Raw genomic sequence first — 25052 nt, 5'->3', positions numbered from 1 at the left:
CTCATAGTGCCTGCCAATCTTTATAAATGGGTTGATACCCATTATTTTCGAGCATTGCAGCCATTTCACTTACACTGCGATTATCACTGATTGTAAATTGGCTAGAATCATCTTGTTTTGTATGTCCCCCTACAGAGGTTGTTACGCCAGCTGAAACTTTTGTAATCCCAAGTCTCACCAGATTGTCACGCATATACTTGCTTTCACGAGAGGAAAGCGTAATTCCCACACGGGGAAACAAAAGACGCAAAGCCAAAATATATTGAACCAATGCCGTATCATCTACAGGATGTTTTGGTGAATAACCTACTGCACAAGGTCGAATTCTTGGAACGGAAACTGATAGCTCTACATCTGGATAATGTTGCATAAGGTAATTAAGATGTAACATCGTCTTGTATGCCTCTCGACGCCATTCATCAAGGCCCATTAAAGCACCAATATTGACCACTCTAAATCCAGCCTGACAAGCCAACTCAGGCGTATCAATCCGCTTTGCAAAATCACTCTTAGGCCCAAATGGATGTAATTGCGCATACAACGTCGGATTATATGTCTCTTGGAACATCGTCATTCCATCCGCTCCAACTGTGACTAATCCTTTATATTCCTCTAGCGTAAGTGAATACACCTCGACACTAACGCTACTGAAAATAGGAACCAATTTTTCTACGGCAGCTTGTATATATGACGGTGGACTGCAAGATTTAGATTCGCCGGTTAATACCAAAACTTGCTCTAATCCCGTTTCAGCGATTGCTTTCGCCTCAAACTCAATATCGTCTAAACTTAGCTTTTCGCGAGCAATCCCACTACGATGGCTATATCCACAATACACACAACCATTGTCGCAATAGTTTGAAATATACATAGGCGTGAATAGTTGTATAGTATAACCAAATTGCTGTACCGTTCTCTCATGAGCTAACTGTGCCATATCTTCTAAATACAGCAGAGCTTGAGGTGATAATAGAATCAGTGCATCATCAATAGCTAACTTAGGTTTAGAGAGTGTTGAAAGTATTTCATCATCAGTTACTGCGCCTAATATGTCAGCTATATCTTCGTCGGAAACTCTTGAAAGTACATCTAAAAATGACATATCCTCACCCTACTTTCGCAAGAAACTAGTTAACGGTGAAGATGCACTGCCTACAGACTTCTTAGGTGCACATTTTGCAAGATATGCCTTGCGACCAGCCTCTACAGCATCATAAAAAGCCTCTGCCATGCCTACTGGGTCCGAACTCGTAGCAATAGCCGTATTAACAAGAACAGCACTAGCCCCCATTTCCATAGCTATTGTTGCATCAGAAGGACGTCCTATCCCTGCATCAACAATAATAGGCACATCAATAGAGTTGATTAAAATCTCTATCAATCCTTTTGCTTCAAGTCCACGATTACTACCAATAGGCGAAGCGAGGGGCATAACACAACTAGCACCAGCATCTACTAGTCGCTTTGCATCCATCAAATTAGGACTCATATAAGGAAAGACTATAAACCCTTCCTTTGCCAACACCTCGGTGGCTTTAATAGTCTCTAAATTATCGGGCATCAAATATATCTGATCTTGAATGACTTCAATCTTAATCAAATTACCACAGCCTAATGCTTTTGCCATACGTGCAATACGTATTGCTTCGTCTGCATTTCGAGCGCCCGATGTATTCGGTAATAAATGCATTCTATCAGGGATATAATTTAATATATCCTCTTCACTTTGTGTTGTACCTGCTCGTCTAAGAGCAACCGTCACAATGTCTGATTTCGATGCTACCAGTGCATCTCGCATCAAATTATAGGATGCATATTTCCCTGTCCCCACTAACAAGCGACTAGAAAATGTTGTATTACCTACAGTAAATGAATCCAACATATCAACCACCTCCTACAAAGCTAACGATTTCTAATCTATCAGCAGCCGTTAATTTAGTGGTTGTATACGTTTCCTTACTAAGAATCTCGCCATTAAGCTCAACTATAAAGTGTTTACCGGCATACCCTAATTCGTTAAGAACCAAATGAAGTTGCTCGTTTGAAACCTGCTTTGGCTCTCCATTAACAATTAAATCCATAGTGACCTCCCATATGAAAAAGCTTATAAAATATCAATATATTCTTCTTGTAAAGCTTTATTCATACTGCGTACAGCACAGAACTTGCCGCACATCGAACAGGTTTCACCATGATCTTCCTCCGGTGCTCTACTTTCACGAATAGAACGAGCCCGTTCAGGATCAATGGCACAAGCATATTGTGCCTCCCAATCGAGAACTTGACGTGCCTTAGCCATAGTGTCATCTATATCTCTTGCATTAGGAATACCACGAGCAATATCTGCAGCATGCGCCGCTATTTTGAAAGCCATAATTCCGTCTTTTACATCATCTGCATTTGGTAAGGCTAAATGTTCCGCTGGTGTAACATAGCATAAGAAGGACGCACCATGCATACCCGCTACAGCGCCACCAATAGCAGCCGTAATATGGTCATAGCCTGGAGCAATATCTGTGACGAGCGGTCCCAATACATAGAATGGCGCTCCATCACATAAAGATTCTTGAACTTCCATATTCATTTGTATTTGATGTAAAGGTACATGTCCAGGTCCTTCAATCATAGCTTGTACACCATATTCTTTTGCTCGTTTTGCCAATTCACCAAGCCTTACAAGCTCTTCAATTTGGCACACATCAGTGGCATCCGCCAAGCAACCCGGACGACAAGCATCACCTAAAGACAAAGTAACATCATATTCTTTGCAAATCTTTAAGATTTCATCAAAATATTCATAGAATGGATTTTCATGGCCTGTCATGCTCATCCATGCAAATACCAAACTCCCTCCGCGACTAACAATATTGAGCAACCTTTTATGATTCTTAATTTGATCTATTGTTTTTCTCGTAATACCACTGTGGATAGTAATAAAATCTACACCATCTTGAGCGTGTAATCGGATAGTGTCCAAGAAGTCTTGAGCCGTTAATTCACCCAAATCTTTTTGATGATGAATAACACTATCATAGATAGGCACCGTACCAATCATTACTGGTGATGTCTCGATTAATTTACGTCTAAAAATACGAGTATCACCATGAGTTGAAAGATCCATGATTGACTCTGCTCCAAGTCTAATAGCTCGATTAACCTTTTCAATTTCACTATCATAATCAGTAACATCTTTTGATGTACCTAAATTAACATTGACTTTCGTTCTAAGGCATTTGCCAATCCCCTCAGGCGAAATACTAGTATGTTGCTTGTTACAAGGAATAACAACCTTTCCTGCTGCCACTAGTGAACGTAATACCTCTTCATCCATACGTTCTTTTTCCGCGACGACTTTCATTTCCTTCGTAACTACACCAGCCATAGCCGATTCCAATTGAGTCATAAACATTTTACATCCTCCTATATAAAAGACATATATAGTTAGGTATGCAAAAATGGGTATCGAACAAAATGATCGATACCCATATTAAGTATTAGCGTGCTTCCTACGCGGGCATGATCCCGATCAGGTATAAAGGTCAGGTGCTCGCAGCCCTTTCTCAGCCTATATAATAGGCTCCCTTGCATACTCACTATATAATTATGCTATTAATATTACTACTTTATTCAGATTTGTCAAATGATTATTCTGACACTTTTACGTCTATTGTTTATTTCTCAGCCTTATCTTGGTCTTTGCTATCATCGGAATCTGCTTTTTCAGAGATTACAATATGACCATCCTTAACATCAGCAAGCAAGTGTTTAGCATCGATGTGATCCAAATAGAAATCAGTTACATTATCGCGGATTTCAGATTCGATAACACGACGTAATGGACGAGCGCCCATAGTTTTGTCATACCCTTGTTCCATCAACAATTCTTTAGCTGCATCTGTTACATCAAGAGTGATATCTTTTTTAGCTAAAGTTTTATTCACTTGATCAAGCATCAAATCTACAATTTTTTTCAAATCTTCTTTGCTCAATTGATTGAACTCGATAACTGCGTTGAAACGGTTCAAGAACTCTGGACGGAAGAATGGCGCGATGCGTTCCATTACATCTACTTTATTTTCATCATCATTGTCATTACCATAACCGAAACCTGCATTGGATGTAGCGATGATAACAGTATTTTTAAAGTTTACTGTGTTACCTTGACCATCTGTTAAGCGACCATCGTCCAATACTTGTAAAAGTAATGTAATAACTTGAGGGTCTGCTTTTTCGATTTCATCGAATAATACGATGGAATAAGGATTACGACGTACGCGTTCAGTCAATGTATTAGAGTTATCTTCATAACCAACATAACCAGCTGTAGCGCCGATTAATTTAGATACGGCTGTGCGATCACTATATTCGGACATATCCAAGCGAATGATTGCATCTTTGTTACCAAACATATCTAGAGCTAATTGTTTAGCTAATTCTGTTTTACCAACGCCAGTAGGACCTACGAATAAGAAGCTACCGATTGGACGGTTACCTTCGTCAAAGCCTGCACGATTACGACGAATTGCTTTAGATACGGCTTCTACTGCTTTATCTTGACCAATTACATGAGCTTCTAAACGAGATTTCATGTCTTTCAAGCGTTCGATATCGGATGCCCCCATTTGAGATACAGGGATACCTGTCATTCTTTCAACGGCTTCTGCTACATCGTTGACCTTAGCCACTACCTTTTGATTTTCTGTATGGTTATCAAGCTCTGCTTGTAACTTTTGAATACGCATTTTTTCATTAATCGCAGATTCATAGTCTTCTTTTTGAGCATATTCCTCTTGTTTTGCTTTAGCATCAGCAATATCTGCTTCCAATGTTTTAATATCTGTTACAGGATGTTGAGATGCCAAGTGAGCTGCTGTTACATCGATTAAGTCGATAGCTTTATCAGGCAAGCTACGTTGTGGAATATACTGTACGGAATAATCTACAGCTGCTTTCAACACCGCATCTGGCAATTCAATATTATGATGCGCTTCGTATAATGGACGAATGCCTTGTAAGATTTTGAAAGTATCCTCTGCAGATGGCGCGTTTACCTTTACCTCATTAAAACGACGAGCAAGAGCCGCGTTTTTCATGATTGTATTACGGTATTCATCTTGTGTTGTAGCACCAATTACAGTCATTTCACCACGAGACAAGGCAGGTTTTAAGATATCTGCCAAGCCTTTGGACCCTTGACCATCACCTGTGGACCCAGCACCCAAAATTTGGTGAATTTCATCGAAGAACAAAATAATATTGCCAGCGGCTTTTACCTCTTTAATAAGGTTTTGAATGTTTTCTTCGAAAGAACCACGGTATTGAGTACCCGCTTCCAATCCGGAAATATCGATGGAAATGATTTCTTTATTTTTAATAGCTGCTGGAACATCACCATTTACAATAGCTTGTGCCAAGCCTTCTACTACTGCAGTTTTACCAACACCAGCATCACCTACAAGTACAGGATTATTTTTAGTACGACGCGCTAAGATTTCTGCTGTTTCTTGGATTTCTTTATTACGACCAATGACAGGATCGAGTTTACCATCACGAGCTTGTTGAGTTAAGTTTGTCCCCAAACGAGCAAGGATTCCATCTTGTTTAATTTTACCTTGTTGCGCAGCTTGAGCAGCTTGCATTTCTTCATTAGATGGTAAGCGACCAGTTTGACGATAAAACGCAAATTCTTCTGGAGTTACTTCGCGACCATTAATCTTATAACTACGTCGTTCCGTGGAATAACCACCCATATTACCCATCAATTGATTAAACAAATCATTCATGCTAGAAAATTCATTACCAAAGTTGTTAAAGTTGTTGTTCATATATTTTACCCCCTCATACATCATAGAGTTTAACTATTTGACTAATACTATTTTTACTGGGTTTATTTACCCTACGACATTATAATAACCCCTAAAAGTCAAAAAGTCAATAAACCAAAAAGATTTTTTGATTATTTTTTGACTTTTTTGTTTAACTAATTTGATTTATACGCCAAGAATATAGATAAATACTGGGTTTTTAAAAGATAAATCATTTTGAACTTTTGATTTGATTATTATAAATCACATTGTTTATATTGATTTATTACCTATATATAGATATAAAAGTCAAATATATAGTGAATATAAAATTCAAAAATACAGTAAAGGAGTTTAATCTATGAAGTCAAAAGATTCGAAAATTACCACTCATCAAATAAACCACGAATCCCCCTTCCTAACCAGCGAGACTAACAAAGAACTAAAAAAGCTGATAAAAGATATCTCGCAACAAGTATTAAAGCGGAATTATGATCTATATAAAGCATTGGAGAATAAATGACTACACCTAATATCCAATTCACCGTACAAGATATCTATGAACTCCATAAACAATTAGAAGATGCATTTGTCCTTTCATCCGGCATACGCGATGAAAACCTATTAATCTCAGCAGTCAATGCGCCCTTCCAAACTTTCATGGCTAACGATTTATATCCATCTATCTACGATAAATCGGCACAACTATGTTACGGCATCGCCAACAACCATCCTTTTACAGATGGCAATAAACGAACGGCACTCCACAGCATGTATGTATATCTTATTATCAATGGACTTGATATTACTGCTTCACAACAAGACGTAGAAAACCTAATTATCAATGTAGCCGCGGGAAATATGACAAATATAGCACTCGCAAATTGGTTGCGGAAAAATACTATAGAAATAAATGTAAATTAACGATCCTCAAGCTATACACAGAGTTGTAAAAATTAGTACATGGCTAAAATATTTCTAAAGGGAGAACATAATATAAATTACACCCCAAAAATTAGACATAATTTTTGGGGTGTAATTTAATTTAAAATTCTTTTTTTGTTAAAATTGCCAAAGCAACTATCAAAAGCTATCATATATAGATATAGATATAGATATTCATATTATTATAAAATTATAATAATTAAATAAGTACTCAAAAGACAATTCAATATTTCAGATTTTTAATTGAGATTTATTTTACCTCAACTGCCACAGTAGGTACAATTTTAATTTCTATTTCATGATGATTCTTTTCTAAAACTTCTTTAAATGAATATAAAATTTCATCATTTGTTAAAGAGCCAATTATTAATAATAATTGATAAGCAAATACAGTAAATGGGTAAAATTCTATCTTTAATGTTTGTTCTTTTTCCCCTATATTTTTTACTTGAAGCGTATGTTGATTAGATATACATAAATTAACTGTCTCATCCACCAATATTTGAATTGACATAGTTAATCCTTGAGGTATCTTCAACCAACCATAATCCTCTAGTAACAATAAATCTTCATATTTAATATCATTATGCTTTAAAAAATCTTCATCCCTAGGAATAAAACAATTATTACGTATTAATATGCTTTTATTCAATAATTTTTCTAGTAAATGTGCTTCTTTTGATGACATATTTTTTAATAGCTCTATGGTCTTATATGATATAGAGTTAGGCGTATTAATTTCACTAGCTAATAGCTTAGCCCAAATTTCTTGCATTTCTTCATTACTAACAGTACCAACCGCGTCATAAAATTTAATAAACCAATCAAAATCAAATTTAAGAATAGTATCTTCTGAAGGTTTATCTGAGATATATTTATCAGCTATTACTGCAATTTTCTCAAAATTTGATGCTTTATAAAACTCAGTATATGTAATTAACTTATTGTCTAGCAATGTTTGTGCTATTTCACCAAGCTTAGCAATTTTTAGTTTTTCAAACTCAACAGCTTCTGTATTTTTCCTACAAAAAATAGTAGCAAAGATTCCTTTAGCCAATACTGTTACAATTGGGGTAGCAGGTGCGAGTGCCTGCATAATCGGAATCATACTATTTAAATCCATATTGAATACTCCTATAAACCTATCAAAAGCGGATAGTTCATTACGAACTATCCGCTTATTTCTTTGGTGATCCAGGAGGGATTCGAACCCCCGACCCACGGCTTAGAAGGCCGTTGCTCTATCCAACTGAGCTACTGAACCATGTGGATTCCCTATATAATTATCTATTATAGTATAAATTATGTACTATGTATCGTCAACTACACCCTATCTTAGTATACCCTAAAAAAGGCAAAAAAAAATGGAGCGGGTGAAGGGAATCGAACCCTCGCGACCAGCTTGGAAGGCTGGGGCTCTACCATTGAGCTACACCCGCAAATAAAAAATGGTCGGAGCAGCAGGATTCGAACCTGCGACCCCCTGGTCCCAAGCCAGGTGCGCTACCAAACTGCGCTATGCCCCGTCATTAATTACTTTGCTATTATAGCAAACCCGGTAGTTGATGTCAACCACTACTCTTGCTGAGCTCTTACTCTTTCAAGTATCGCTCTGCAACGAAAATTATTATATCATTGATAGAAACTAGTGACAAGTACTTTTTTACAACTTCATTAATTTTTTTACTGATACATTAATACATTCTTTAATATATCGATCCTGACGTCTATTATCCTATACGCCTACGCCTCTATATCATTTTAATCTATAGATTATTCACCCTAATAGTATAAAGCCAATCATATACTTAATCGATCATATAAAAACATGCACCCCTTTCGAGGTGCATGTTGTATTGTTCTATGGTTATATAAGATTATAAAATGCTAGTAAAGCAAATAAATTAACCTTCGTAGCTACCATCTTCTATTGCTTGAGGATTTTTAGCAATACCTTGTTTTACAGCAACTTCAGCAACTGCTTTAGCAACAGCTGGAGCTACGCGAGGATCGAATACGGATGGCATTACGTTTTCTTCGTTCAATTCACTATCAGGAATCAAGTGAGCCAAAGCGTCAGCAGCAGCTAATTTCATTTCGTCAGTGATTTGAGACGCACGAACGTCGATAGCACCGCGGAATACACCTGGGAATACTGCTACGTTGTTGATTTGGTTAGGAGCATCGGAACGACCTGTACCAGCAACACGGATACCAGCAGCTTTCATATCAGCATATGTTGCTTCTGGATTAGGGTTAGCCATTGCAAATACAATTGCATCGTCAGCTAAGCTTTCCAAAATTTCTTTTGTAAAAGCACCTGCTGCAGATACACCAAGAAGAATATCAGCACCTTTAGCATTTTCAGCCAAATCGCCATGTTTTTCTTCAAGTTTAAGTAAATCGATTAATTCAGCTTGTAAAGAGTCAAGACGTTTGTAGTCTTTATGCAATACGCCAGAGGATACCAATAATGTAATATCACGAGCACCTGCAAGGTATAATAAGCGAGCAATATTAGCACCTGCCGCACCAGCACCGTTTACAACGATTTTAGCAGTAGCTAAATCCTTTTTAACCAAACGAAGAGCGCCTTTTACACCTGCTAAGCATGCGATAGCAGTACCGTGTTGGTCATCGTGGAATACAGGGATTTCTAACTCTGCTTTCAAACGATTTTCAACTTCATAGCATTTAGGAGAGGAAATATCTTCCAAATTAATACCAGCAAAGTTTTTTTGCAACAATTTTACTGTATTGATCAATGTATCAGCATCTTTTGTATCTACAACCAATGGAATGCAGTCTACATCACCGAATTTTTTGAACAATAAGGATTTACCTTCCATTACTGGCAATGCTGCTGCAGCGCCAATATCACCAAGACCAAGTACACGAGTACCGTCAGATACAACGGCAACCATGTTGGAACGGCAAGTTAATTCGAAGGATTCTGCTTCATTATCTTTAATACGCAAACATGGTTCTGCTACACCCGGTGTGTAAGCTACAGATAAATCATGAGCGTCTTTTAATTCATATTTAGTTCCTACAGTAAGGAAACCTTTTAATTCACGTTTTTTTTGTACAGCTAATTCACGTACGTCCATAACAATTCTCCTTTGTGGATACACTCGGACTCTTTAGAGTCGGTAATTTATACCTTTAACTAATTGTATTATACAAAATGCTAAATCATAATTCAAGTTTTTTCGATATAGTTTCTCGAAAATTTTAAAAACAACTATCATTAAGCTCCAGTAGTAATAAAGATTAAGCTCCAGTAGTAATAAAGTAAATTATAAAAAGTAGATAAACCATATAAGGCTTATCTACTTCAAGTCTATCTTCGTATTATACGATAAAAGCTGTCACAACAATATTATAAAAGCTATCTTTAAGCTTTTACAGATGGCAAATTGCGTCCATAGAAGATTTCCATCATTTCTTGCTTTAATTGATGTTTAATTTGCTTGATTTCGCGATCGCTCAACTCTGACTCAGTGATGCCAAAAAGATAATTATCTAAATCAAATTCTTTTAACATCATCTTTGTATGGAAAATATTTTCTTGATATACATTTACATCAATCATGTTGTACATGTTGCGAGTTTTTGCACTGATGTAATTTTGAATAGAATTGATACGATGATCAATATAAATTTTCTTACCAGACACGTCCCGAGTAAAGCCACGTACATGATAATCCAAGGTAAGAATATCAGAGTCAAAACTTTGAATTAAGTAATTAAGTGCATTTAACGGAGAGATTTGTCCACATGTAGACACTTCAATGTCGGCACGGAATGTACTAATCCCTTTGTGCGGATGGCTTTCAGGATACGTATGTACAGTAAGATGCGATTTATCTAAATGCATAACTACATCTTCTTTTTCAATTTCCTCTTCAGAAATTAAAATCGTAACAGAAGCACCTTGTGGATCATAATCTTGTTTCGCTACATTAAGGATATTAGCGCCGATGATATGGCTAACTTCCGTCAAAATAGCCGTTAAACGATCCGCATTGTATACTTCATCAATGTACTGAATGTATTGTTTTTTCTCTTCTTCCGTACGAGTATAACAAATATCATAAATATTAAAACTCAATGTTTTCGTGAGATTGTTAAAACCATATAACTTCATTTTAGGCTTTGCTTTAACTGGTGTATCCATGATATGTCATAACCCTTTCCATGCATAGACTTACTATTCCTTTTGAAAGTTTCGCAAACGAAGCTTTCATCATATAACTAAACAATATCTTGTTTATACACAAACTCTACATCAAACTGTCCATTATCGTAGGTAACGATGGCAAAGGTACCACCGGAGCGATCACGAGCCAAAGAAATACTGCCAGGATTTACAAATACCGCATCACGGGCACGAACCTCACCATGATGATGGCTATGACCGGACACTATCAGTCGTGCACCCATGTCAGTTCCTAACTCAATCAGTTTTTGTATTCGATTATAATATGATACCTCATGACCATGAGTCATGTAAATATAGGTATCTTCAAGAGGAATCAATTGCTCTCGTGGTTCAAGCGGTTGCAGACGATCGTTATTGCCACGCACAGCATACACAGGAATATCCGTATGTTCCTGCATATAGCGTGCATCATCGCCAAAATCACCAGCATGAAGCCACATATCGATGTCTTGATCAGCGGTAGCAGCCAAGACGAGGTCGATATCCTCTAGATACCCATGAGTGTCACTTAAAATGCCAATTCGTTTCATTGTATTTAATCTCTAATGCCACTATATTATATATTTATATGAACTATACCATATAGTTCGAAAATATCAAAGCTTGTTAATTAATTCACGTAGTGCACGGCCACGATGACTAATCGTTTCCTTCTCTTCTATACTAAGCTCTGCCATCGTCTTTTTAAACTCAGGCACATAGAAGTACGGATCATAGCCAAAGCCATTTTCCCCTTTTGGCTCATCTTGAACGAGTCCATCGCAATAGCCTTCAGCCGTCACTTCTCTACCATCAGGATATACAAGTGCTAAAGCGCATACATAATGACCTGTACGGTTACTTTTCCCTTGTAGTTCATGAATTAACTTCTCGTTGTTTGCATTGTCATCACCATGACGACCTGCATAACGCGCAGAATATACACCTGGTGCACCATTGAGGACATCAAGCGTAATGCCAGAGTCATCAGCAAGGCATGGGCGATTCGTAGCCTTTGCATAGTAGCGGGCCTTCAACAAAGCATTTTCCATAAAGGTTGTACCAGTTTCCTCTGGCTCCTCAATGGAAATCACAGCTTTTACAGGTACACAATCAATAGATAAGTGGGAGAAGGCCTCGGAAAACTCACGAATTTTTCCTTTATTGCCTGTAGCAAGCACAATTTGTTCCATTTTATACCTCCGGAGCTGTAGGATACTCTTTACCTACTTTATCTGCTGTCGCACCAAGTACTTCACGTTGTTTAGCCATGAGCTCATCTGTAGCAGCCTCTGCTAAATCAAGTAAAGCGTTGAGCTCATCACGATTAAATGTACCGTGTTCACCTGTACCTTGTACTTCAACCATATTACCAGAACCGGTACGGACTACATTCATATCTACAATGGCTGCACTGTCCTCTTCGTAACAAAGGTCCGTAATAGGACCATCTGGACCAATACCTACGGAGATGGCTGCACAGAAGTCAGTAATTGGAAATTTGCCAGCTCCGCCAAAGGTGAAGTCCACCGCATCAACGAGGGCTACAAAGGCGCCTGTAATAGATGCTGTTCGTGTACCACCATCCGCTTGGATCACATCGCAGTCAATAGTGATAGAACGTTCGCCAAGTGCTTCAAGGTCTACGACAGCACGCAAAGCACGACCGATAAGGCGTTGAATTTCTACAGTCCGTCCTGTTTGTTTTCCCTTTGCAGCCTCACGGCTCACGCGAGTTTGCGTAGAACGTGGCAATAATGAGTATTCCGCAGTTACCCATCCTTGCCCAGAACCTTTTAGCCAGCGTGGCACAGAATCCTCAACAGTAGCCGTACAGATAACCTTGGTCTTACCACACTCAATAAGTACAGAACCTTCAGCAAACTCTGTAAAATTCCGTGTTATTTTAGTAGGTCGCAATTGACCCGCTGTTCTATTATCACTGCGCATAGGAACCTCACCATTCTAAAACTAAATATTAGAACGCCCCTTACACAAAGGGGCGTTATTACTTATATTATATCACAATTTTACTATTTTTTAGCATTACGAATTATATTGTAATTCGCGATTCTAACATGATAACTGGCGTTATCATTTACGGAGATTAACATTATAGTTCATATTGGCCGTTGCCGAGTGGATCCACCACAACATAACGGCTAGCTCCCCCTTCTGCTTTGGCTCGTTTTGCTTCTACAATAGCATCTTGACGCGTTCCTTCATCTGCTTGCCAAGGGATGAACATAGCATATACGCTTTGCGGTCCATACGGTCCATATTGTCCTCGTGAAAGTACACTATACCAGCCTACCTTGTCTTCGTACATGCGCACCCTTTCAAGGCGCTCCTCTTGTACGCCCGTTTCATCGTAATACACATTGTAACGATTTGACCAAATATCACCTACACTAGCACGTTCTTCTTCTGCTATACGATATCGATTAGCCCATTGTACCTTCCACTTAGCGATAAGCTCATCTATATAATTTGTTACACTTTGACTTTGCTTATATTTAACAGGGTCAAAGGCAGGTTCTACGACCTTACTGTAATCAAGGCCTGCCATGGATAAAATGATACCTGTATTCACATATGGCAATGCTTCCTGTACGGAATAGCCTCCTTCTAAAACTGCTATATCTGCTTGTAATAAATCGACTAGCTCTGCATAGCCCTTTGCAGTTACCTGCATATTGGCTAATGGATCGCTAAAGTGATTATCTTGTCCAGCCGAGTTAATGACGATATCTGGATTAAACTCTTCAAGGATAGGCAATACAAGCTCACGCATGACCTTCATCAAGCCTTCGTCACCGGTACCTGGCGGTAGTGGAATATCTATATTACCACCGATGGCCTGAGGTCCACCAAATTCATCCATAAAGCCTGTTCCAGGATATAAAGTACGTCCATCTTGATGGAAGCTAATATACAACGTATCAGGATCATGGTAAAACACATCTTGAGAACCATCACCATGGTGTACATCGGTATCTACTACGGCAACGCGTTTGATTCCATAGGTTTGACGTATGTGTTGAATCATAACGGCTTCAATATTAATCGTACAGAAACCACGAATACCATGAACCATAGCCATCGCATGGTGACCTGGTGGTCTTACTAACGCAAAGGCGCGATCTACTTCACCGCGTATGACCGCATCAGCTGCCGCAATAGCACCTCCAGCAGATACCCGATGAGCTTCAGTCACCCAAGACTCTAAATCTGGAGCACCAACGTGAACTCGCTCTATTGTATCCCAATCCGCTACTATTGGATTATATTCTCTAATATTGGGTATATCTAATAAACCTTCCTCTACGATTTGATCTCGCGTATAGAGTAAACGCTCTTGTCGTTCAGGATGTGTTTCAGAAATTTTCCAGTCAAAAGCAGGGAAAAAGACAAGACCTAAACTGTGATGATATTTAGCCTTATCAATAGTAGAATTCACGTCGTCATTCAGTTTCGTGTTCGTATCCTTTTCTATAAGGCCATGACGCTCTCGATAGGATAGTCCTTTATTCCACATAGTGTTTCACCCCCGCCGCTAGTTGTACTTTCACCGTAATTAAACGCTCCATAGATTGCCAGCCCTCTACCACAGGGAAATCTTCAATGCTAATGACCTCGATTTCTTGCGCCGTATCTAAACCTAAACGTAAAGCCTCTTCACTGAGAGCCTCTTTAGTTCGTTCTACAACTTGTTCCGCTCGTTTTAAAGTACAATTTTGCTGTTTAATACCTAATTCAGGAATAACAAGCAACCGACGTTTTGTATCTACATGGACAGTGAGTTCGATGGTAGATAGGGCTAGCGCAGCACCAATAGCATTCGCTACGGCTGCATTTTCTGGAATCGTAATAGGTAAATCCATATATTCTCCAATGCTCGCTCCGAGACTTGGCGCCGTGCCTCCTACTACAACAATATGTTCAGGCACAAATATATCAGGATTTACAATATCTGCCACCACATAAATAGGGCGTTTATTCTCAACCGTTATGACCTCATCTACGCCACGTTGAATCGTTTCCAACGCCTTTTGTAGGATTAGTCTTGCTACATCAGAGGAGGTCTTAATAAGAGTTAGTTGATTATTTAAGGTATTTACATTATTAGATTGCAACGTAGCCTGGATAGCATCTTCTAAATCTTGTAAAGCTCGTGATGCTAGATTAAAGTCGCCATAGTTCGCGTGACCGAGCACGATAAGTGCATCCCCCAAGGTAGGTTCTATACCCCCTAGAGCTACCGATGGTCCCACTCGTTCAGGACCTACGGTAAGATTACCATTTTTAAAGCGAACTACAGATTCCCCACCAATGCCGACAGAGGTAACGGCAAAGGATCGCACTGCACTTGGATACTCACGAATAGATACACCATTTTTTGTCATCAATGGTCTACCATGCTTCCAAAGGGATATATCCGTTGTAGTCCCCCCAATATCTAGAGCCACTGTATGCTGATTACCTATAGCGCCGAGAGCAGATAGTCCAAGAACTGTTGCGGCAGGGCCTGTAAAGGCAGTCTCTACTGGACGACTCACCATATGCTCCATAGGTAGAGAACCACCATCGGCCTTTAAAATGTGAAGTGGAGCCAATATATTCCGTGCACTGAGAGCATCTTCAACATTTTTCTTAAACTCCGTAAATACTGGTGTTACAGCGCTATTAAAATAAGCGCTAATAGTACGCCGAGGAAAATTTAAAGAACCACTTAATAAACTGCCATTAGAAATTGTAAGATACGTGTTTTTCAATTCTTCTGTAATAGATAGTTCTTCTTGAGGATTCCGCACCCCAAATTTAGCGGACACAGCAGCCAAATCAGTACCACTACGTGTTTGAACCATGTTGGCTATACCACGTACAGCATCAGTAGGGGTACGCTCTACAACGATACCTCTATGATCTGTATAACCTTGAAGGTATATAGGGCTCACAGGAAAAATATCATCAACGTTTCGCCCAGGCCCTGTTACTACATAAAGGTCTACAGGCTGCTCCTTTCCTTCTACAATAGTATTAGTCACCACAGTAGTAGATAAGGTTACTTGTTCAATATTTGATGTATCACAGTCCTCTAAAACTGCATCTAAGGCCTCACCTATACCATTCATTAGATTATCCTTTGTAGTCCGCCTCTTGGCAGTTGCCACTACACGATGGCCATCAACGATAACAGCATCGGTAAAAGTACCACCTACGTCTAACCCTAGTAACATATAACCTCCTTATTAGTATTAATAAAGAATCTATACAAACTCAAAACAGAGTAAAGAAAACTCAATTTAAGCTAGCATATAATCTCTATTTGAACTAATATGCAATTCCTATTCAACCCTGCGTATAGTTCGTATTCAATCTCATTATATATAAAAAAGCTGTACCCATCTCTATGTGATGAGTACAGCCTTCTGTTATTTACCAGATACAGATGCGTAATTTTTGATGATAACAATCGGAGTCATTTGGCTATCATTACCAAATGGATTATCAATCAACAATTGTGCAATTTTCTTAGCGTCAATGCCACGACTTGTACCTAAAATAGCGGACCGTTTCAAGTCATTAACGTCAGCTACAACGGCACCATAACAACCAGTGCGAGATACAATTTTCTCAGCCACTTTATCAGGATCCTTTGGACCAAATACAATATGCTTATCAAATGGAGGCATAGTCCCCGTTACATCATCGGTTAAGGATGCAGCACGAGCAATTGCATAGAACACGCCAGGTTTACGGAAAATTTTAGCAATAGCCCCTAAAATAAAAGCACCTAATACCTTCCATTTACCGTCCAAATTCATAGCCGATTGCATACCATAAATAGATGCCATGGAGCCATCTGGATGGATAAAACGATTAATTAAACGAGCTTGCCAGCATACATCTAGCTCTTCAGGACGTGTGAAACGGCCTTGTGTAATAGCCACTACAGATTCAGCAACGCATACGATATCTTCAGGTCCAATATTATGACCGCCAAATTCAACGATAGCATCAACGATGTCATCATTATCTGTAAGAATACGTGTTGGCACACATACTAACTCTAATTCTGCCATTGTTATGCCTCCTTATTGAACCATTGCTGCTTGAACTTCTTCAGCAGTCAAACGAATACGCTGCTTATCGATATGATAGTCTGTCCGACCCACGATTTGGTAGTAAATATCGATATCCATATAAGGGAATCCCTTAATATCTTCTCGAATATTGCCAGTTTTACCTGTTAATGTAACATATACACGAATTGTGCCACCTTTGCGTGGTTTGATAATTATAGCTTCAAAGTATCCATCTTGACGCGGACGATTAATATCCATAGCCCAGGCATTTACCTTAACTGCATCAAAATGTTCTTCAGGTAATAATGGACGTGGAAATAAGTCCATTATTGTGCCCAATTGGCGCCCTTTATTTACAAATGGTATATCACAGAACAACGTAATGGATTCAAAACTACGATCAGATACTTGAAAGTTCGTTGCTCGTTTCGCTAATAAGACAATATTTTCATTACCTTGTTTCAATACAAACAAACGGAATAATAAGTACAGAGCTGCAACAGCCACAATAATAGCTATTACTGCACTGAGGATGTTATAAAACCACATGGGGTATCTCCTTTATAATGTAATATGTTCAATGGTACGACGGCTTGTATCAAGGAAGGATGCACTCAATGTATCACCAAGTTCGACATCCTTTGTAAAATACAATGTCACGGTACCTACAGTATCTTGAGGATTGAAAAGATTTTTACTCTCTAGTCTGTGACGAACCAATTCACTTGTTTCAAAAGCAGGATCAATAAACTGAATGCGACACGATGTTAGTTCCTCTAGTAAAGGTTGTACAAATGGGAAATGAGTACAGCCCAAAACGACTACCTCAATTTCTCGAGATAATAAAGGTTCTAAATAATCCTTGCATACTTCACGAACAAAGTAATCATCTAAATGACCTTGTTCAATAAGCCCCGCCAACTCTGGACAAGGTTGTTCCCAAACCAAAACCTCATGATCAACTTCTAAAGCCACATGCTTATGAATATGACTATTTACAGTGGCTACGGTTGCCATAATACCGATAGTCTTGCTTTTACTTTTATTAATGGCTGTTTTCACACCTTGTGATACACCAATAACTGGCACAGATACAAGTTCACGTACCGCATCAAGAGCCACAACGGTGAAGGTATTACAGGCAATCACCATCAACTTAACAGGCTGCTTTTCTAGCGTCTCCGCAATACGACACGCCAAATAAGTAATTTCATCATCACTGCGATTACCTACAGGATTATTCGCATTATCACCGATATAGATGAAATCTTCGTTAGGAAATTGTTCTTGTAACACCTTTAACACAGATAATCCGCCTACACCAGAGTCAAATACACCGATAGGCAATTGTTGTACATTACTCATGCGGCATCTCCTCAACAGCTGCTAACATAGGCAGATAAAAAGTATCGTCTAATCGCACAATCTTTCCTGTTGATTTTGACATAAAAGCGTTCTTAGTTTCCCCCGTAGCAAGTAACGCTCCATCACTAGCACGGCGCATGCGATAGCGAAACACCATTTGAGCCCTTGTCATCTTAACCAAATACGTTTCGATGTGAAGTTCATCATCGAAATTCGCAGGTTCTTTATAATTGCAAGATACATTCATGATAGGAAATACAATATCCTCATTCATCATATCCCACAAAGTGACACCAATCTTACGAAGGAATTCAATGCGCGCCATTTCAAACCATCTAAAATGATTACTATGGTGAGCAATCCCCATCATATCAGTTTCATAAAATCGTACATTTACTGAAGCAATATGCATAAATTCTGTCCTTTTTAAATAGTATACAATTTTTATTCTATATCTATTACTTTAGTGTGTCAAATAAATAAAGGCAGTTCAATCACTGTGGATCAAACTGCCTAAAATGGTAAAAGTTAGCGACTGCTACCAAATGGAAAGAATTTTTTTGCCTCTTCTTGATGACTCGTTTTGATATAACGATTCGCAATCTTAAAGGCTAATCCGAGTACTGCCACATCATCTACCCAACCTAATACAGCAATCGCATCCGGCACAATATCAATAGGTAATACCAAATACCCTAAGGCACCTGCAATGACCGCTTTTACATATTTGGGAGTATCCTTGTCACGAAAACAAAGGAACAAGGTTACTGCTTGTTGTACAAAGGCAAGTTTCTTACCATATCGACCAAGAAAGCCTAAAAATCTTGATTCGCTAAAATACTTACCATACTTAATAATATTAAATGGATTCATAGTAATAATAATCCTTCAGCGTTTATTTACGCAAACCGCCAATTTTATCTTTCGCTGTATTAACAGTGTTTGTAGCAACATCTTTTGCTATCTCTACGGCATCAGAAGCTTTAGTTTTTGCAGTTTCTACTGCTACTTGTGCAGAAGCTTTTGCCACTTCTACACCACCTTTTGCGAATTCTTTGGCTACTTCAATACCTTCTTTAGCAGAATCAATTTTTTCTTTCGCTGCATCAGAAACCTTTGCTACAACCTCTGCTGCGTTATCATGGATTTGGTATTTTGTTTCATTATTCCATTTATTAATGGCAGGTGTTACTTTTTCTTCGTAAACTTGCTTTAAAGATTCTTTAGCAAGACCTGTTTCATTAGCAATCCCAGCCCATACGTCACGTTGACCTTGAGTGAAAGGAATGCTAGCACTTGCATCACGAACGATTTCAGAAGCAATAGCTTTGCCATTTTCTAGGAATTCAGCAACCATCGGTTTATAACGTTCGATATCAGAAGGCATGCCATCTTGAATCCAAATATGTGCAATTTTACCAATAGCATAAGTTAAACCGATAGCTACAGGAACGCGAACAGCTTTAATTGGAATTAGAAGGGATACTGCAGCTGTACCTACAGCTGTGCTAAGACCACCTACTAAACCAACTACAGCACCTGCTTGCAATTCTACGTCATAAAGATGAGCAATGCGAGTTACCATGTACGTAGCATTGGCGCACAAAGCGACACTGCTGAATTTAGAGGATAATGCCAATGCTGCCGCACGACCTGCCCCCCAGAAGATAAATTGTTCAACTTGATAGTCACGATCTTGAGATCCATCCGTAAGGGGCTCAAGTGTTACGCCATTATATTCTGCCATAAGTATTCTCCTTTGTTGTGAACCAACTATAGGTCTTATTATTAGTATTATTATACCATTCTATTGATAGAAGTGAAATGAATTTTTCTAATTATCCATATATAATAGCTTCTAATATTTTCTATATTACCAACTTGTGAGTCCTCCATCGATTGTCCAGGCTGCACCTGTCACAAAAGACGCCTTATTACTCAACAAAAATACAATTACTTCTCCAATTTCATGAGGCTTAGCAATACGACCTAATGGGTAATGTTGGCCCATTTCAGCCTTAGCAGCCGCCGCATCTTGGTGGGCATTAGCAATCTGTTTATCTACTAATGATGTATCTACATCACCAGGACACACACAGTTTACACGAACACTGTGAGGTGCCATTTCAAGGGATAGAGATTTTGTAAAGCTCACTACAGCTCCCTTTGACGCACCATATACAGAACAAGCTACATTACCTTGTAAACCCGCATCACTAGCAATCGTTACAATACTGCCCTTTGAAGACCGTAAATAGGGAAGCGCCGCTTGGCATAAGAATACAGTACCTTTTACATTGGTTCCAAACATTTCATCAAAAGCTGCCTCTGTAACATCAGCTAGTAACTCTTCTTCATAATAGCCTGCAGCTGTTACAAGAGCAGACACCCCACCAAATAAATCTACTGTTTCTTTTACAATTCGCTGACAGTCCTCAATTTTAGATACATCACCTTGAATATATTGCACCTTAGAGGAATAGCGACGTAGCTTAGTTTTAACCTTTTGACCAACTTTTTCATTTCGACCATTGATGACTACACACCAACCTTCTTTAAGTAAAAGCTTTGCCGTAGCAAATCCAATACCCGATGTACCACCACTAATCAAGGCCACTTGAACATCACTTTTATGAGGCATACCTTGCCCTCCTATAATGTTGAAATATAGTCATAGACTAATTTCAACAACATAACTGTCGTTACCGACAAGAATACAACTCGCACCAAAGATGAGCCCTTCGCAATTGCCAAATGCGAGCCTAAATAAGCACCTATAATTTGACCTGCCCCGGTGGCAAGACCATACGTAATATTGACGTGTCCTAAATATAAAAATACCAATAAAGACGCCAAATTACTAGTAAAATTCAATATTTTTGCATTAGCAGATGCATGTAAAAAATCAAAGCCTGTAAAGATAAAGCCCATAATCAGAAATGTACCTGTACCAGGACCAATAAAGCCGTCATATATACCAATGCCAAGAGCAAAAGCCATACAAATATATAGCGCTTTTCCTGCTACCTGAGATGTACGATTGATTTCACCCCAGTCTTTTTTGAACACCACAAAGAGTGTTACACAAACAAGTAATATGATAATAATAGGCTTTACATATAGCGGTGGTAAAGAAACAACCGCCAAGGTACCAAGCATAGAACCCACAAAGGTAAAAGGCAGTAATTTACGAACTAGGGAAAAATCAACCATGTGATTTCTCAAAAATGTAATCGATGCACTGCCAGCACCAAAGATACTGGATAATTTATTACTGCCTAGAGCCACACTAGGTGGAAGATTTGTTAATAACATGGCAGGTACAGAAATGAGGCCTCCCCCGCCTACAATGGAGTCTACAAAGCCAGCAAACGCACCAGCTACGGCGAGTAAAACGAGTATAAGGATATCAAATGGTAAACCTGTTACCGTAATGAGCCACTCCATAATAAACCTCCTACAGATAGCACATCAACGGTCGCCAAAGGCCACCGTTGTCATGCTAATTTATTTTATTTTGCACCTAGACGATCGAGAGCCAATGTATAACCATCTGCACCATATACTAAACAGCGCTTTACACGACTAATCGTTGCAGTACTCGCACCTGTTTCTTCTACGATTTTCTCATAACTATCCCCTGCGCGAAGCATTTTTGCTACCTGCAAACGTTGAGATAATGCTTTTAATTCGTTAATCGTACAGATATCTTCAAAAAATGCATAGCATTCCTCTGTATTTTCAAGCGTTAAAATGGCGGTGAACAATTCGTCATTTTGTTGACTTCTCAATTTTTCATTGATACTCATAGGATCCTCCTACTTCTTATTCATCGCTTTAGACCAAGCATCACCAATCATTTGTACAACTTGTACCAATACAATCAAGATGATGATTGTAGCGATCATAATATCGGCTTGGAAACGTTGGTAACCATATCGGATAGCAATATCCCCAAGGCCACCACCACCAATAGCACCAGCCATCGCAGAGTAACCGATGAGGTTAACGATAAGAACCGTTACATTGTCAATAATTGTTGGCAATGCTTCTGGTAATAATACTTTCCAAATGATTTGTAATGGGCTTGCCCCCATGGATTGAGCCGCCTCGATAACGCCAAAATTGATGTCCTTAATAGACGTTTCTACAAGGCGTGCCAAAAATGGAATTGCCGCAATGGTCAACGGCACGCATGCTGCAGTTGTACCAATGGATGTACCTACCACCATACGAGTAAACGGAATGATAGCAACCATCAAGATGATGAAAGGTACAGAACGCGTTGCATTGACAATGGCACCCAATACTTTATTGAGTGTTACATTTTCCAAGATATGACCTTTAGAAGTAACAACCAGAACAACACCAAGAGGAATACCTAATAACATTGCCATTACAGTAGAAATTATCGTCATTTGCAATGTATCAAGGGTACCAGTTATGAGTAGATTAATGATTTGCTCTGACATAACCGATCACCTCGCTTTCAATTGGTAACGTTTTGATGTAGTCCAAACCTTCTTGCGCATTTTCTGGGTCACCATTCAAGATAACGATGAGGCGACCAACGCTCGTATTTTGGATGTAATCAATGCCGCCAAAAAGGATGCTTACATCTAAATTAAAGCGTCTCACAAGGCCTGCTACTACAGGCTCATCTGTTGCTTGTCCTGTAAATTTGAGGCGCACTAAAGGTGCGGTCCCTGCAATCCATTGATCATGTAATTCCAAGTGTTCCAATGCTTCTGGAGGTAAGTTATCACTCACTACAGAGCTAATAAACTCTTTTGTCGTATTTTCGCGAGGATGTGTGAATACTTCAACCGTGCTACCTTCTTCAAGTATTATGCCGCCTTCAATAACCGCCACGCGATCACAGATTTCACGGATAACGTGCATCTCATGTGTAATGAGCACAATAGTGAGCCCCATCTTCTCGTTAATATTTTTCAACAATTTCAAAATAGAATCTGTTGTTTGAGGATCAAGGGCAGATGTAGCTTCGTCACAAAGGAGAACCTTTGGATTAGACGCTAAAGCACGAGCAATACCAACACGTTGTTTTTGACCACCAGACAATTGAGATGGATAGTTGTTCATCCGGTCTGTAAGGCCTACGATATCAAGAATTGGCGTAATGCGTTCCTTGATTTCAGATTTGCTCATTCCTTGTAATTCCAACGGAAATGCCACATTGTCATATACGGTACGAGAAGACAATAGGTTAAAATGTTGGAAAATCATGCCAATATCTTTTCGCGCTTTACGCAAATCAGATTTGCTAAGTGTAGTTAAGTCTGTACCATTTACGATAACAGAGCCAGATGTAGGTGCTTCGAGCATATTGATGCAACGAATCAATGTGGATTTACCGGCACCGGATTGACCGATAATGCCAAAGATTTCGCCTTCTTTCACATTTAGGCTAATATCTTTCAACGCTTCCACACGAGTAGCGCCTTCATAGACTTTACTAATGTGTTCTAATTGTATCAAAATAATTTCCTTTCTTAAGGTAAATGTTTAACATTTGATGAAAGCAGCTTATCTATCAAGGTAGTCCTTCTTCCATCAATTTTTCTAGTGCTTCGCGTAGACGAAGTGTAATAGCACCTGGTTTACCACCAGATACTGGATTTCTGTCTAGCTTAGTAATTGGGATGACACCACCAATTGTATCGGTAAAGAATAGTTCGTCCGCTTCATCTACAAAGGTGCGGTCAAATTCTTTCTCAATAATGGTAATACCTAAAGATGGTGCTACACGGGTTAAGATCATTTGGCGCGTAATACCTTTTAAGATATGATTATCCGCTGGATGCGTGTACAAGATACCATCTTTAACAGCAAACACATTAGATGTAGCGCCCTCTGTACAAATGCCATCACGGAACAAGATGGCTGTATAGGCAAATTTCTTTTCTGCTTTTGTTTGCGCCAAAATATTCGGGATCAAGTTAGTGGTCTTAATATCTACATGTTCCCAACGTTCATCAGGCAAAGCTATCGCTTTTACACCTTCACCCAATTTATTGACTTCATCTAAATCCAAGGTACGGATAGACATAAGCATTTGTGGTTCTAATTTAGAGCGATCATAAGCATGATGACGTGGTGCTACACCACGAGAGATTTGTAAATAAATATAGCCCTCTTTGATTTCACTTTGCTCGATCAAAATTTCGTGCAATTCTGTCAAATCATCAGGGGTCATTTTTACAGGGATATCCATTTCACGCATAGAGCGATACAAGCGATCTTGGTGGTAAGACAAAGCGAAGCAACGGCCTTTTACGACGCGAACAACTTCATATACAGAGTCACCAAATAAATAGCCACGGTCATCAATGCTGATAACTTTGGCACCTGGTTCGACGAATTCACCGTTAAAATATGTTAATTCTTGCATAGGAGCACCTCTTTTTCTATTTCGTTACTCTATCAAGTGGTAATCATCATGGACTTATTATAACACAATTACTTTCAAATTTTCACACTTTACTTTGTGAAAGATATTAATTCGATATACAAAAATCCGCTAGGATACCATAGTTAAAAACTATATCCTAGCGGATGTATAACAAATATTATTTTAATACTAAATCAGCACTACAGAAATAACTAAAACTAGGTACACCATTA

General features: G+C 38.9%; 26 protein-coding genes, 3 tRNA genes and 1 riboswitch. Of the genes, 1 reads left to right on the top strand and 28 read right to left on the bottom strand.

Annotated features, from left to right (window positions below; translation table 11 throughout):
- Position 1 precedes the first annotated feature (1 nt).
- From thiH to E7L28_RS08420, 5 genes are all read right to left on the bottom strand, one after another.
- Positions 2 to 1102: a 2-iminoacetate synthase ThiH gene (thiH, locus tag E7L28_RS08440; protein ID WP_316692168.1), complete on the bottom strand. Its 1101-nt coding sequence runs from the start codon at positions 1100 to 1102 to the stop codon at positions 2 to 4.
- A gap of 9 nt (positions 1103 to 1111) precedes the next feature.
- Complete coding sequence (locus tag E7L28_RS08435) at positions 1112 to 1882, bottom strand: thiazole synthase (RefSeq protein WP_316692167.1); 771 nt, start codon at positions 1880 to 1882, stop codon at positions 1112 to 1114.
- A 1-nt stretch (position 1883) separates the two neighbouring features.
- A complete protein-coding gene (gene thiS, locus E7L28_RS08430) occupies positions 1884 to 2081 on the bottom strand; it encodes a sulfur carrier protein ThiS (protein ID WP_316692166.1) in 198 nt (65 codons plus the stop codon).
- Positions 2082 to 2104: 23 nt separating this feature from the next.
- A complete protein-coding gene (thiC, locus tag E7L28_RS08425) occupies positions 2105 to 3409 on the bottom strand; it encodes a phosphomethylpyrimidine synthase ThiC (RefSeq protein ID WP_316692165.1) in 1305 nt (434 codons plus the stop codon).
- A gap of 77 nt (positions 3410 to 3486) precedes the next feature.
- Positions 3487 to 3594: riboswitch (TPP riboswitch) on the bottom strand.
- A 77-nt stretch (positions 3595 to 3671) separates the two neighbouring features.
- Positions 3672 to 5825, bottom strand: coding sequence for an ATP-dependent Clp protease ATP-binding subunit (locus tag E7L28_RS08420; RefSeq protein ID WP_008602705.1), 2154 nt, complete (start codon positions 5823 to 5825; stop codon positions 3672 to 3674).
- A gap of 498 nt (positions 5826 to 6323) precedes the next feature.
- Here E7L28_RS08420 and E7L28_RS08415 point away from each other — a divergent pair, with 498 nt between their 5' ends.
- Complete coding sequence (locus E7L28_RS08415) at positions 6324 to 6728, top strand: type II toxin-antitoxin system death-on-curing family toxin (RefSeq protein ID WP_316692031.1); 405 nt, start codon at positions 6324 to 6326, stop codon at positions 6726 to 6728.
- A gap of 271 nt (positions 6729 to 6999) precedes the next feature.
- Here the strand turns inward: E7L28_RS08415 and E7L28_RS08410 are convergent, their stop codons facing one another.
- The 23 genes from E7L28_RS08410 to E7L28_RS08300 form a co-directional block, all read right to left on the bottom strand.
- Positions 7000 to 7872, bottom strand: coding sequence for a DUF2806 domain-containing protein (locus E7L28_RS08410; protein ID WP_316102012.1), 873 nt, complete (start codon positions 7870 to 7872; stop codon positions 7000 to 7002).
- 64 nt (positions 7873 to 7936) lie between these two features.
- Positions 7937 to 8013, bottom strand: a tRNA-Arg gene (locus tag E7L28_RS08405).
- A 101-nt stretch (positions 8014 to 8114) separates the two neighbouring features.
- Positions 8115 to 8188, bottom strand: a tRNA-Gly gene (locus E7L28_RS08400).
- A gap of 10 nt (positions 8189 to 8198) precedes the next feature.
- Positions 8199 to 8275, bottom strand: a tRNA-Pro gene (locus E7L28_RS08395).
- Positions 8276 to 8653: 378 nt separating this feature from the next.
- Positions 8654 to 9859, bottom strand: a complete 1206-nt coding sequence (locus E7L28_RS08390) for an NAD(P)-dependent malic enzyme (RefSeq protein WP_004693580.1) — start codon at positions 9857 to 9859, stop codon at positions 8654 to 8656.
- Positions 9860 to 10146: 287 nt separating this feature from the next.
- Entirely contained in the window at positions 10147 to 10929 is a 783-nt protein-coding gene (gene speD / locus E7L28_RS08385) for an adenosylmethionine decarboxylase (RefSeq protein ID WP_008715652.1), read from the bottom strand.
- Between the two features lie 77 nt (positions 10930 to 11006).
- A complete protein-coding gene (locus tag E7L28_RS08380; protein WP_287510931.1) occupies positions 11007 to 11504 on the bottom strand; it encodes a metallophosphoesterase family protein in 498 nt (165 codons plus the stop codon).
- Between the two features lie 66 nt (positions 11505 to 11570).
- Positions 11571 to 12146 carry an XTP/dITP diphosphatase gene (locus E7L28_RS08375; RefSeq protein ID WP_287510928.1) on the bottom strand — a complete coding sequence of 192 codons (576 nt, stop codon included), beginning with the start codon at positions 12144 to 12146 and terminating at the stop codon, positions 11571 to 11573.
- 1 nt (position 12147) lies between these two features.
- Positions 12148 to 12903 (bottom strand): ribonuclease PH, encoded by a 756-nt coding sequence (gene rph / locus E7L28_RS08370; protein ID WP_287508315.1) that lies wholly within the window; start codon positions 12901 to 12903, stop codon positions 12148 to 12150.
- A gap of 163 nt (positions 12904 to 13066) precedes the next feature.
- Positions 13067 to 14491 (bottom strand): histone deacetylase family protein, encoded by a 1425-nt coding sequence (locus E7L28_RS08365; protein ID WP_278457949.1) that lies wholly within the window; start codon positions 14489 to 14491, stop codon positions 13067 to 13069.
- On the bottom strand, positions 14481 to 16193 hold the full coding sequence (locus E7L28_RS08360; RefSeq protein ID WP_316711587.1) for a hydantoinase/oxoprolinase family protein: 1713 nt from the start codon (positions 16191 to 16193) through the stop codon (positions 14481 to 14483). Before E7L28_RS08360 ends, E7L28_RS08365 begins: the two co-directional genes overlap by 11 nt.
- Before the next feature lie 195 nt (positions 16194 to 16388).
- Positions 16389 to 17039 carry a coenzyme F420-0:L-glutamate ligase gene (locus tag E7L28_RS08355; RefSeq protein ID WP_004698361.1) on the bottom strand — a complete coding sequence of 217 codons (651 nt, stop codon included), beginning with the start codon at positions 17037 to 17039 and terminating at the stop codon, positions 16389 to 16391.
- A 12-nt stretch (positions 17040 to 17051) separates the two neighbouring features.
- Positions 17052 to 17591 carry a hypothetical protein gene (locus E7L28_RS08350; RefSeq protein WP_004693598.1) on the bottom strand — a complete coding sequence of 180 codons (540 nt, stop codon included), beginning with the start codon at positions 17589 to 17591 and terminating at the stop codon, positions 17052 to 17054.
- A 12-nt stretch (positions 17592 to 17603) separates the two neighbouring features.
- Positions 17604 to 18407: a glutamate racemase gene (murI, locus tag E7L28_RS08345; protein WP_227065423.1), complete on the bottom strand. Its 804-nt coding sequence runs from the start codon at positions 18405 to 18407 to the stop codon at positions 17604 to 17606.
- Positions 18400 to 18819, bottom strand: a complete 420-nt coding sequence (locus tag E7L28_RS08340) for an acyl-CoA thioesterase (protein ID WP_008715645.1) — start codon at positions 18817 to 18819, stop codon at positions 18400 to 18402. The genes murI and E7L28_RS08340 overlap by 8 nt, the downstream gene beginning before the upstream one ends.
- Positions 18820 to 18935: 116 nt before the next feature.
- Positions 18936 to 19280, bottom strand: a complete 345-nt coding sequence (locus tag E7L28_RS08335) for a YkvA family protein (protein ID WP_004693603.1) — start codon at positions 19278 to 19280, stop codon at positions 18936 to 18938.
- Positions 19281 to 19302: 22 nt separating this feature from the next.
- A complete protein-coding gene (locus E7L28_RS08330) occupies positions 19303 to 20154 on the bottom strand; it encodes a hypothetical protein (protein WP_278457954.1) in 852 nt (283 codons plus the stop codon).
- A 126-nt stretch (positions 20155 to 20280) separates the two neighbouring features.
- Positions 20281 to 21048 carry an SDR family NAD(P)-dependent oxidoreductase gene (locus E7L28_RS08325; protein WP_118090942.1) on the bottom strand — a complete coding sequence of 256 codons (768 nt, stop codon included), beginning with the start codon at positions 21046 to 21048 and terminating at the stop codon, positions 20281 to 20283.
- 11 nt (positions 21049 to 21059) lie between these two features.
- On the bottom strand, positions 21060 to 21854 hold the full coding sequence (locus tag E7L28_RS08320) for a TSUP family transporter (protein WP_287507449.1): 795 nt from the start codon (positions 21852 to 21854) through the stop codon (positions 21060 to 21062).
- A gap of 65 nt (positions 21855 to 21919) precedes the next feature.
- On the bottom strand, positions 21920 to 22216 hold the full coding sequence (locus tag E7L28_RS08315) for a YerC/YecD family TrpR-related protein (RefSeq protein WP_004693609.1): 297 nt from the start codon (positions 22214 to 22216) through the stop codon (positions 21920 to 21922).
- A gap of 9 nt (positions 22217 to 22225) precedes the next feature.
- Positions 22226 to 22879 (bottom strand): methionine ABC transporter permease, encoded by a 654-nt coding sequence (locus tag E7L28_RS08310; protein ID WP_008715638.1) that lies wholly within the window; start codon positions 22877 to 22879, stop codon positions 22226 to 22228.
- Positions 22860 to 23906 carry a methionine ABC transporter ATP-binding protein gene (locus E7L28_RS08305; protein ID WP_039965347.1) on the bottom strand — a complete coding sequence of 349 codons (1047 nt, stop codon included), beginning with the start codon at positions 23904 to 23906 and terminating at the stop codon, positions 22860 to 22862. The genes E7L28_RS08310 and E7L28_RS08305 overlap by 20 nt, the downstream gene beginning before the upstream one ends.
- Before the next feature lie 55 nt (positions 23907 to 23961).
- A complete protein-coding gene (locus E7L28_RS08300) occupies positions 23962 to 24819 on the bottom strand; it encodes an aminotransferase class IV (protein ID WP_008602746.1) in 858 nt (285 codons plus the stop codon).
- Positions 24820 to 25052: the final 233 nt, after the last annotated feature.

The organism is Veillonella parvula (assembly GCF_032575955.1).
Classification (GTDB): domain Bacteria; phylum Bacillota; class Negativicutes; order Veillonellales; family Veillonellaceae; genus Veillonella; species Veillonella parvula_J.
The sequence above is the reverse complement of the archived record's forward strand: the minus strand, read 5'-3'. Positions and strand labels throughout refer to the sequence as shown.

What these genes read in the sequence shown, in the direction of transcription:
- thiH (WP_316692168.1), bottom strand. Translation starts at nt 1,102, where the DNA reads ATGTCATTTTTAGATGTACTTTCAAGAGTTTCCGACGAAGATATAGCT.
- E7L28_RS08435 (WP_316692167.1), bottom strand. Translation starts at nt 1,882, where the DNA reads ATGTTGGATTCATTTACTGTAGGTAATACAACATTTTCTAGTCGCTTG.
- thiS (WP_316692166.1), bottom strand. Translation starts at nt 2,081, where the DNA reads ATGGATTTAATTGTTAATGGAGAGCCAAAGCAGGTTTCAAACGAGCAA.
- thiC (WP_316692165.1), bottom strand. Translation starts at nt 3,409, where the DNA reads ATGTTTATGACTCAATTGGAATCGGCTATGGCTGGTGTAGTTACGAAG.
- E7L28_RS08420 (WP_008602705.1), bottom strand. Translation starts at nt 5,825, where the DNA reads ATGAACAACAACTTTAACAACTTTGGTAATGAATTTTCTAGCATGAAT.
- E7L28_RS08415 (WP_316692031.1), top strand. Translation starts at nt 6,324, where the DNA reads ATGACTACACCTAATATCCAATTCACCGTACAAGATATCTATGAACTC.
- E7L28_RS08410 (WP_316102012.1), bottom strand. Translation starts at nt 7,872, where the DNA reads ATGGATTTAAATAGTATGATTCCGATTATGCAGGCACTCGCACCTGCT.
- E7L28_RS08390 (WP_004693580.1), bottom strand. Translation starts at nt 9,859, where the DNA reads ATGGACGTACGTGAATTAGCTGTACAAAAAAAACGTGAATTAAAAGGT.
- speD (WP_008715652.1), bottom strand. Translation starts at nt 10,929, where the DNA reads ATGGATACACCAGTTAAAGCAAAGCCTAAAATGAAGTTATATGGTTTT.
- E7L28_RS08380 (WP_287510931.1), bottom strand. Translation starts at nt 11,504, where the DNA reads ATGAAACGAATTGGCATTTTAAGTGACACTCATGGGTATCTAGAGGAT.
- E7L28_RS08375 (WP_287510928.1), bottom strand. Translation starts at nt 12,146, where the DNA reads ATGGAACAAATTGTGCTTGCTACAGGCAATAAAGGAAAAATTCGTGAG.
- rph (WP_287508315.1), bottom strand. Translation starts at nt 12,903, where the DNA reads ATGCGCAGTGATAATAGAACAGCGGGTCAATTGCGACCTACTAAAATA.
- E7L28_RS08365 (WP_278457949.1), bottom strand. Translation starts at nt 14,491, where the DNA reads ATGTGGAATAAAGGACTATCCTATCGAGAGCGTCATGGCCTTATAGAA.
- E7L28_RS08360 (WP_316711587.1), bottom strand. Translation starts at nt 16,193, where the DNA reads ATGTTACTAGGGTTAGACGTAGGTGGTACTTTTACCGATGCTGTTATC.
- E7L28_RS08355 (WP_004698361.1), bottom strand. Translation starts at nt 17,039, where the DNA reads ATGGCAGAATTAGAGTTAGTATGTGTGCCAACACGTATTCTTACAGAT.
- E7L28_RS08350 (WP_004693598.1), bottom strand. Translation starts at nt 17,591, where the DNA reads ATGTGGTTTTATAACATCCTCAGTGCAGTAATAGCTATTATTGTGGCT.
- murI (WP_227065423.1), bottom strand. Translation starts at nt 18,407, where the DNA reads ATGAGTAATGTACAACAATTGCCTATCGGTGTATTTGACTCTGGTGTA.
- E7L28_RS08340 (WP_008715645.1), bottom strand. Translation starts at nt 18,819, where the DNA reads ATGCATATTGCTTCAGTAAATGTACGATTTTATGAAACTGATATGATG.
- E7L28_RS08335 (WP_004693603.1), bottom strand. Translation starts at nt 19,280, where the DNA reads ATGAATCCATTTAATATTATTAAGTATGGTAAGTATTTTAGCGAATCA.
- E7L28_RS08330 (WP_278457954.1), bottom strand. Translation starts at nt 20,154, where the DNA reads ATGGCAGAATATAATGGCGTAACACTTGAGCCCCTTACGGATGGATCT.
- E7L28_RS08325 (WP_118090942.1), bottom strand. Translation starts at nt 21,048, where the DNA reads ATGCCTCATAAAAGTGATGTTCAAGTGGCCTTGATTAGTGGTGGTACA.
- E7L28_RS08320 (WP_287507449.1), bottom strand. Translation starts at nt 21,854, where the DNA reads ATGGAGTGGCTCATTACGGTAACAGGTTTACCATTTGATATCCTTATA.
- E7L28_RS08315 (WP_004693609.1), bottom strand. Translation starts at nt 22,216, where the DNA reads ATGAGTATCAATGAAAAATTGAGAAGTCAACAAAATGACGAATTGTTC.
- E7L28_RS08310 (WP_008715638.1), bottom strand. Translation starts at nt 22,879, where the DNA reads ATGTCAGAGCAAATCATTAATCTACTCATAACTGGTACCCTTGATACA.
- E7L28_RS08300 (WP_008602746.1), bottom strand. Translation starts at nt 24,819, where the DNA reads ATGCAAGAATTAACATATTTTAACGGTGAATTCGTCGAACCAGGTGCC.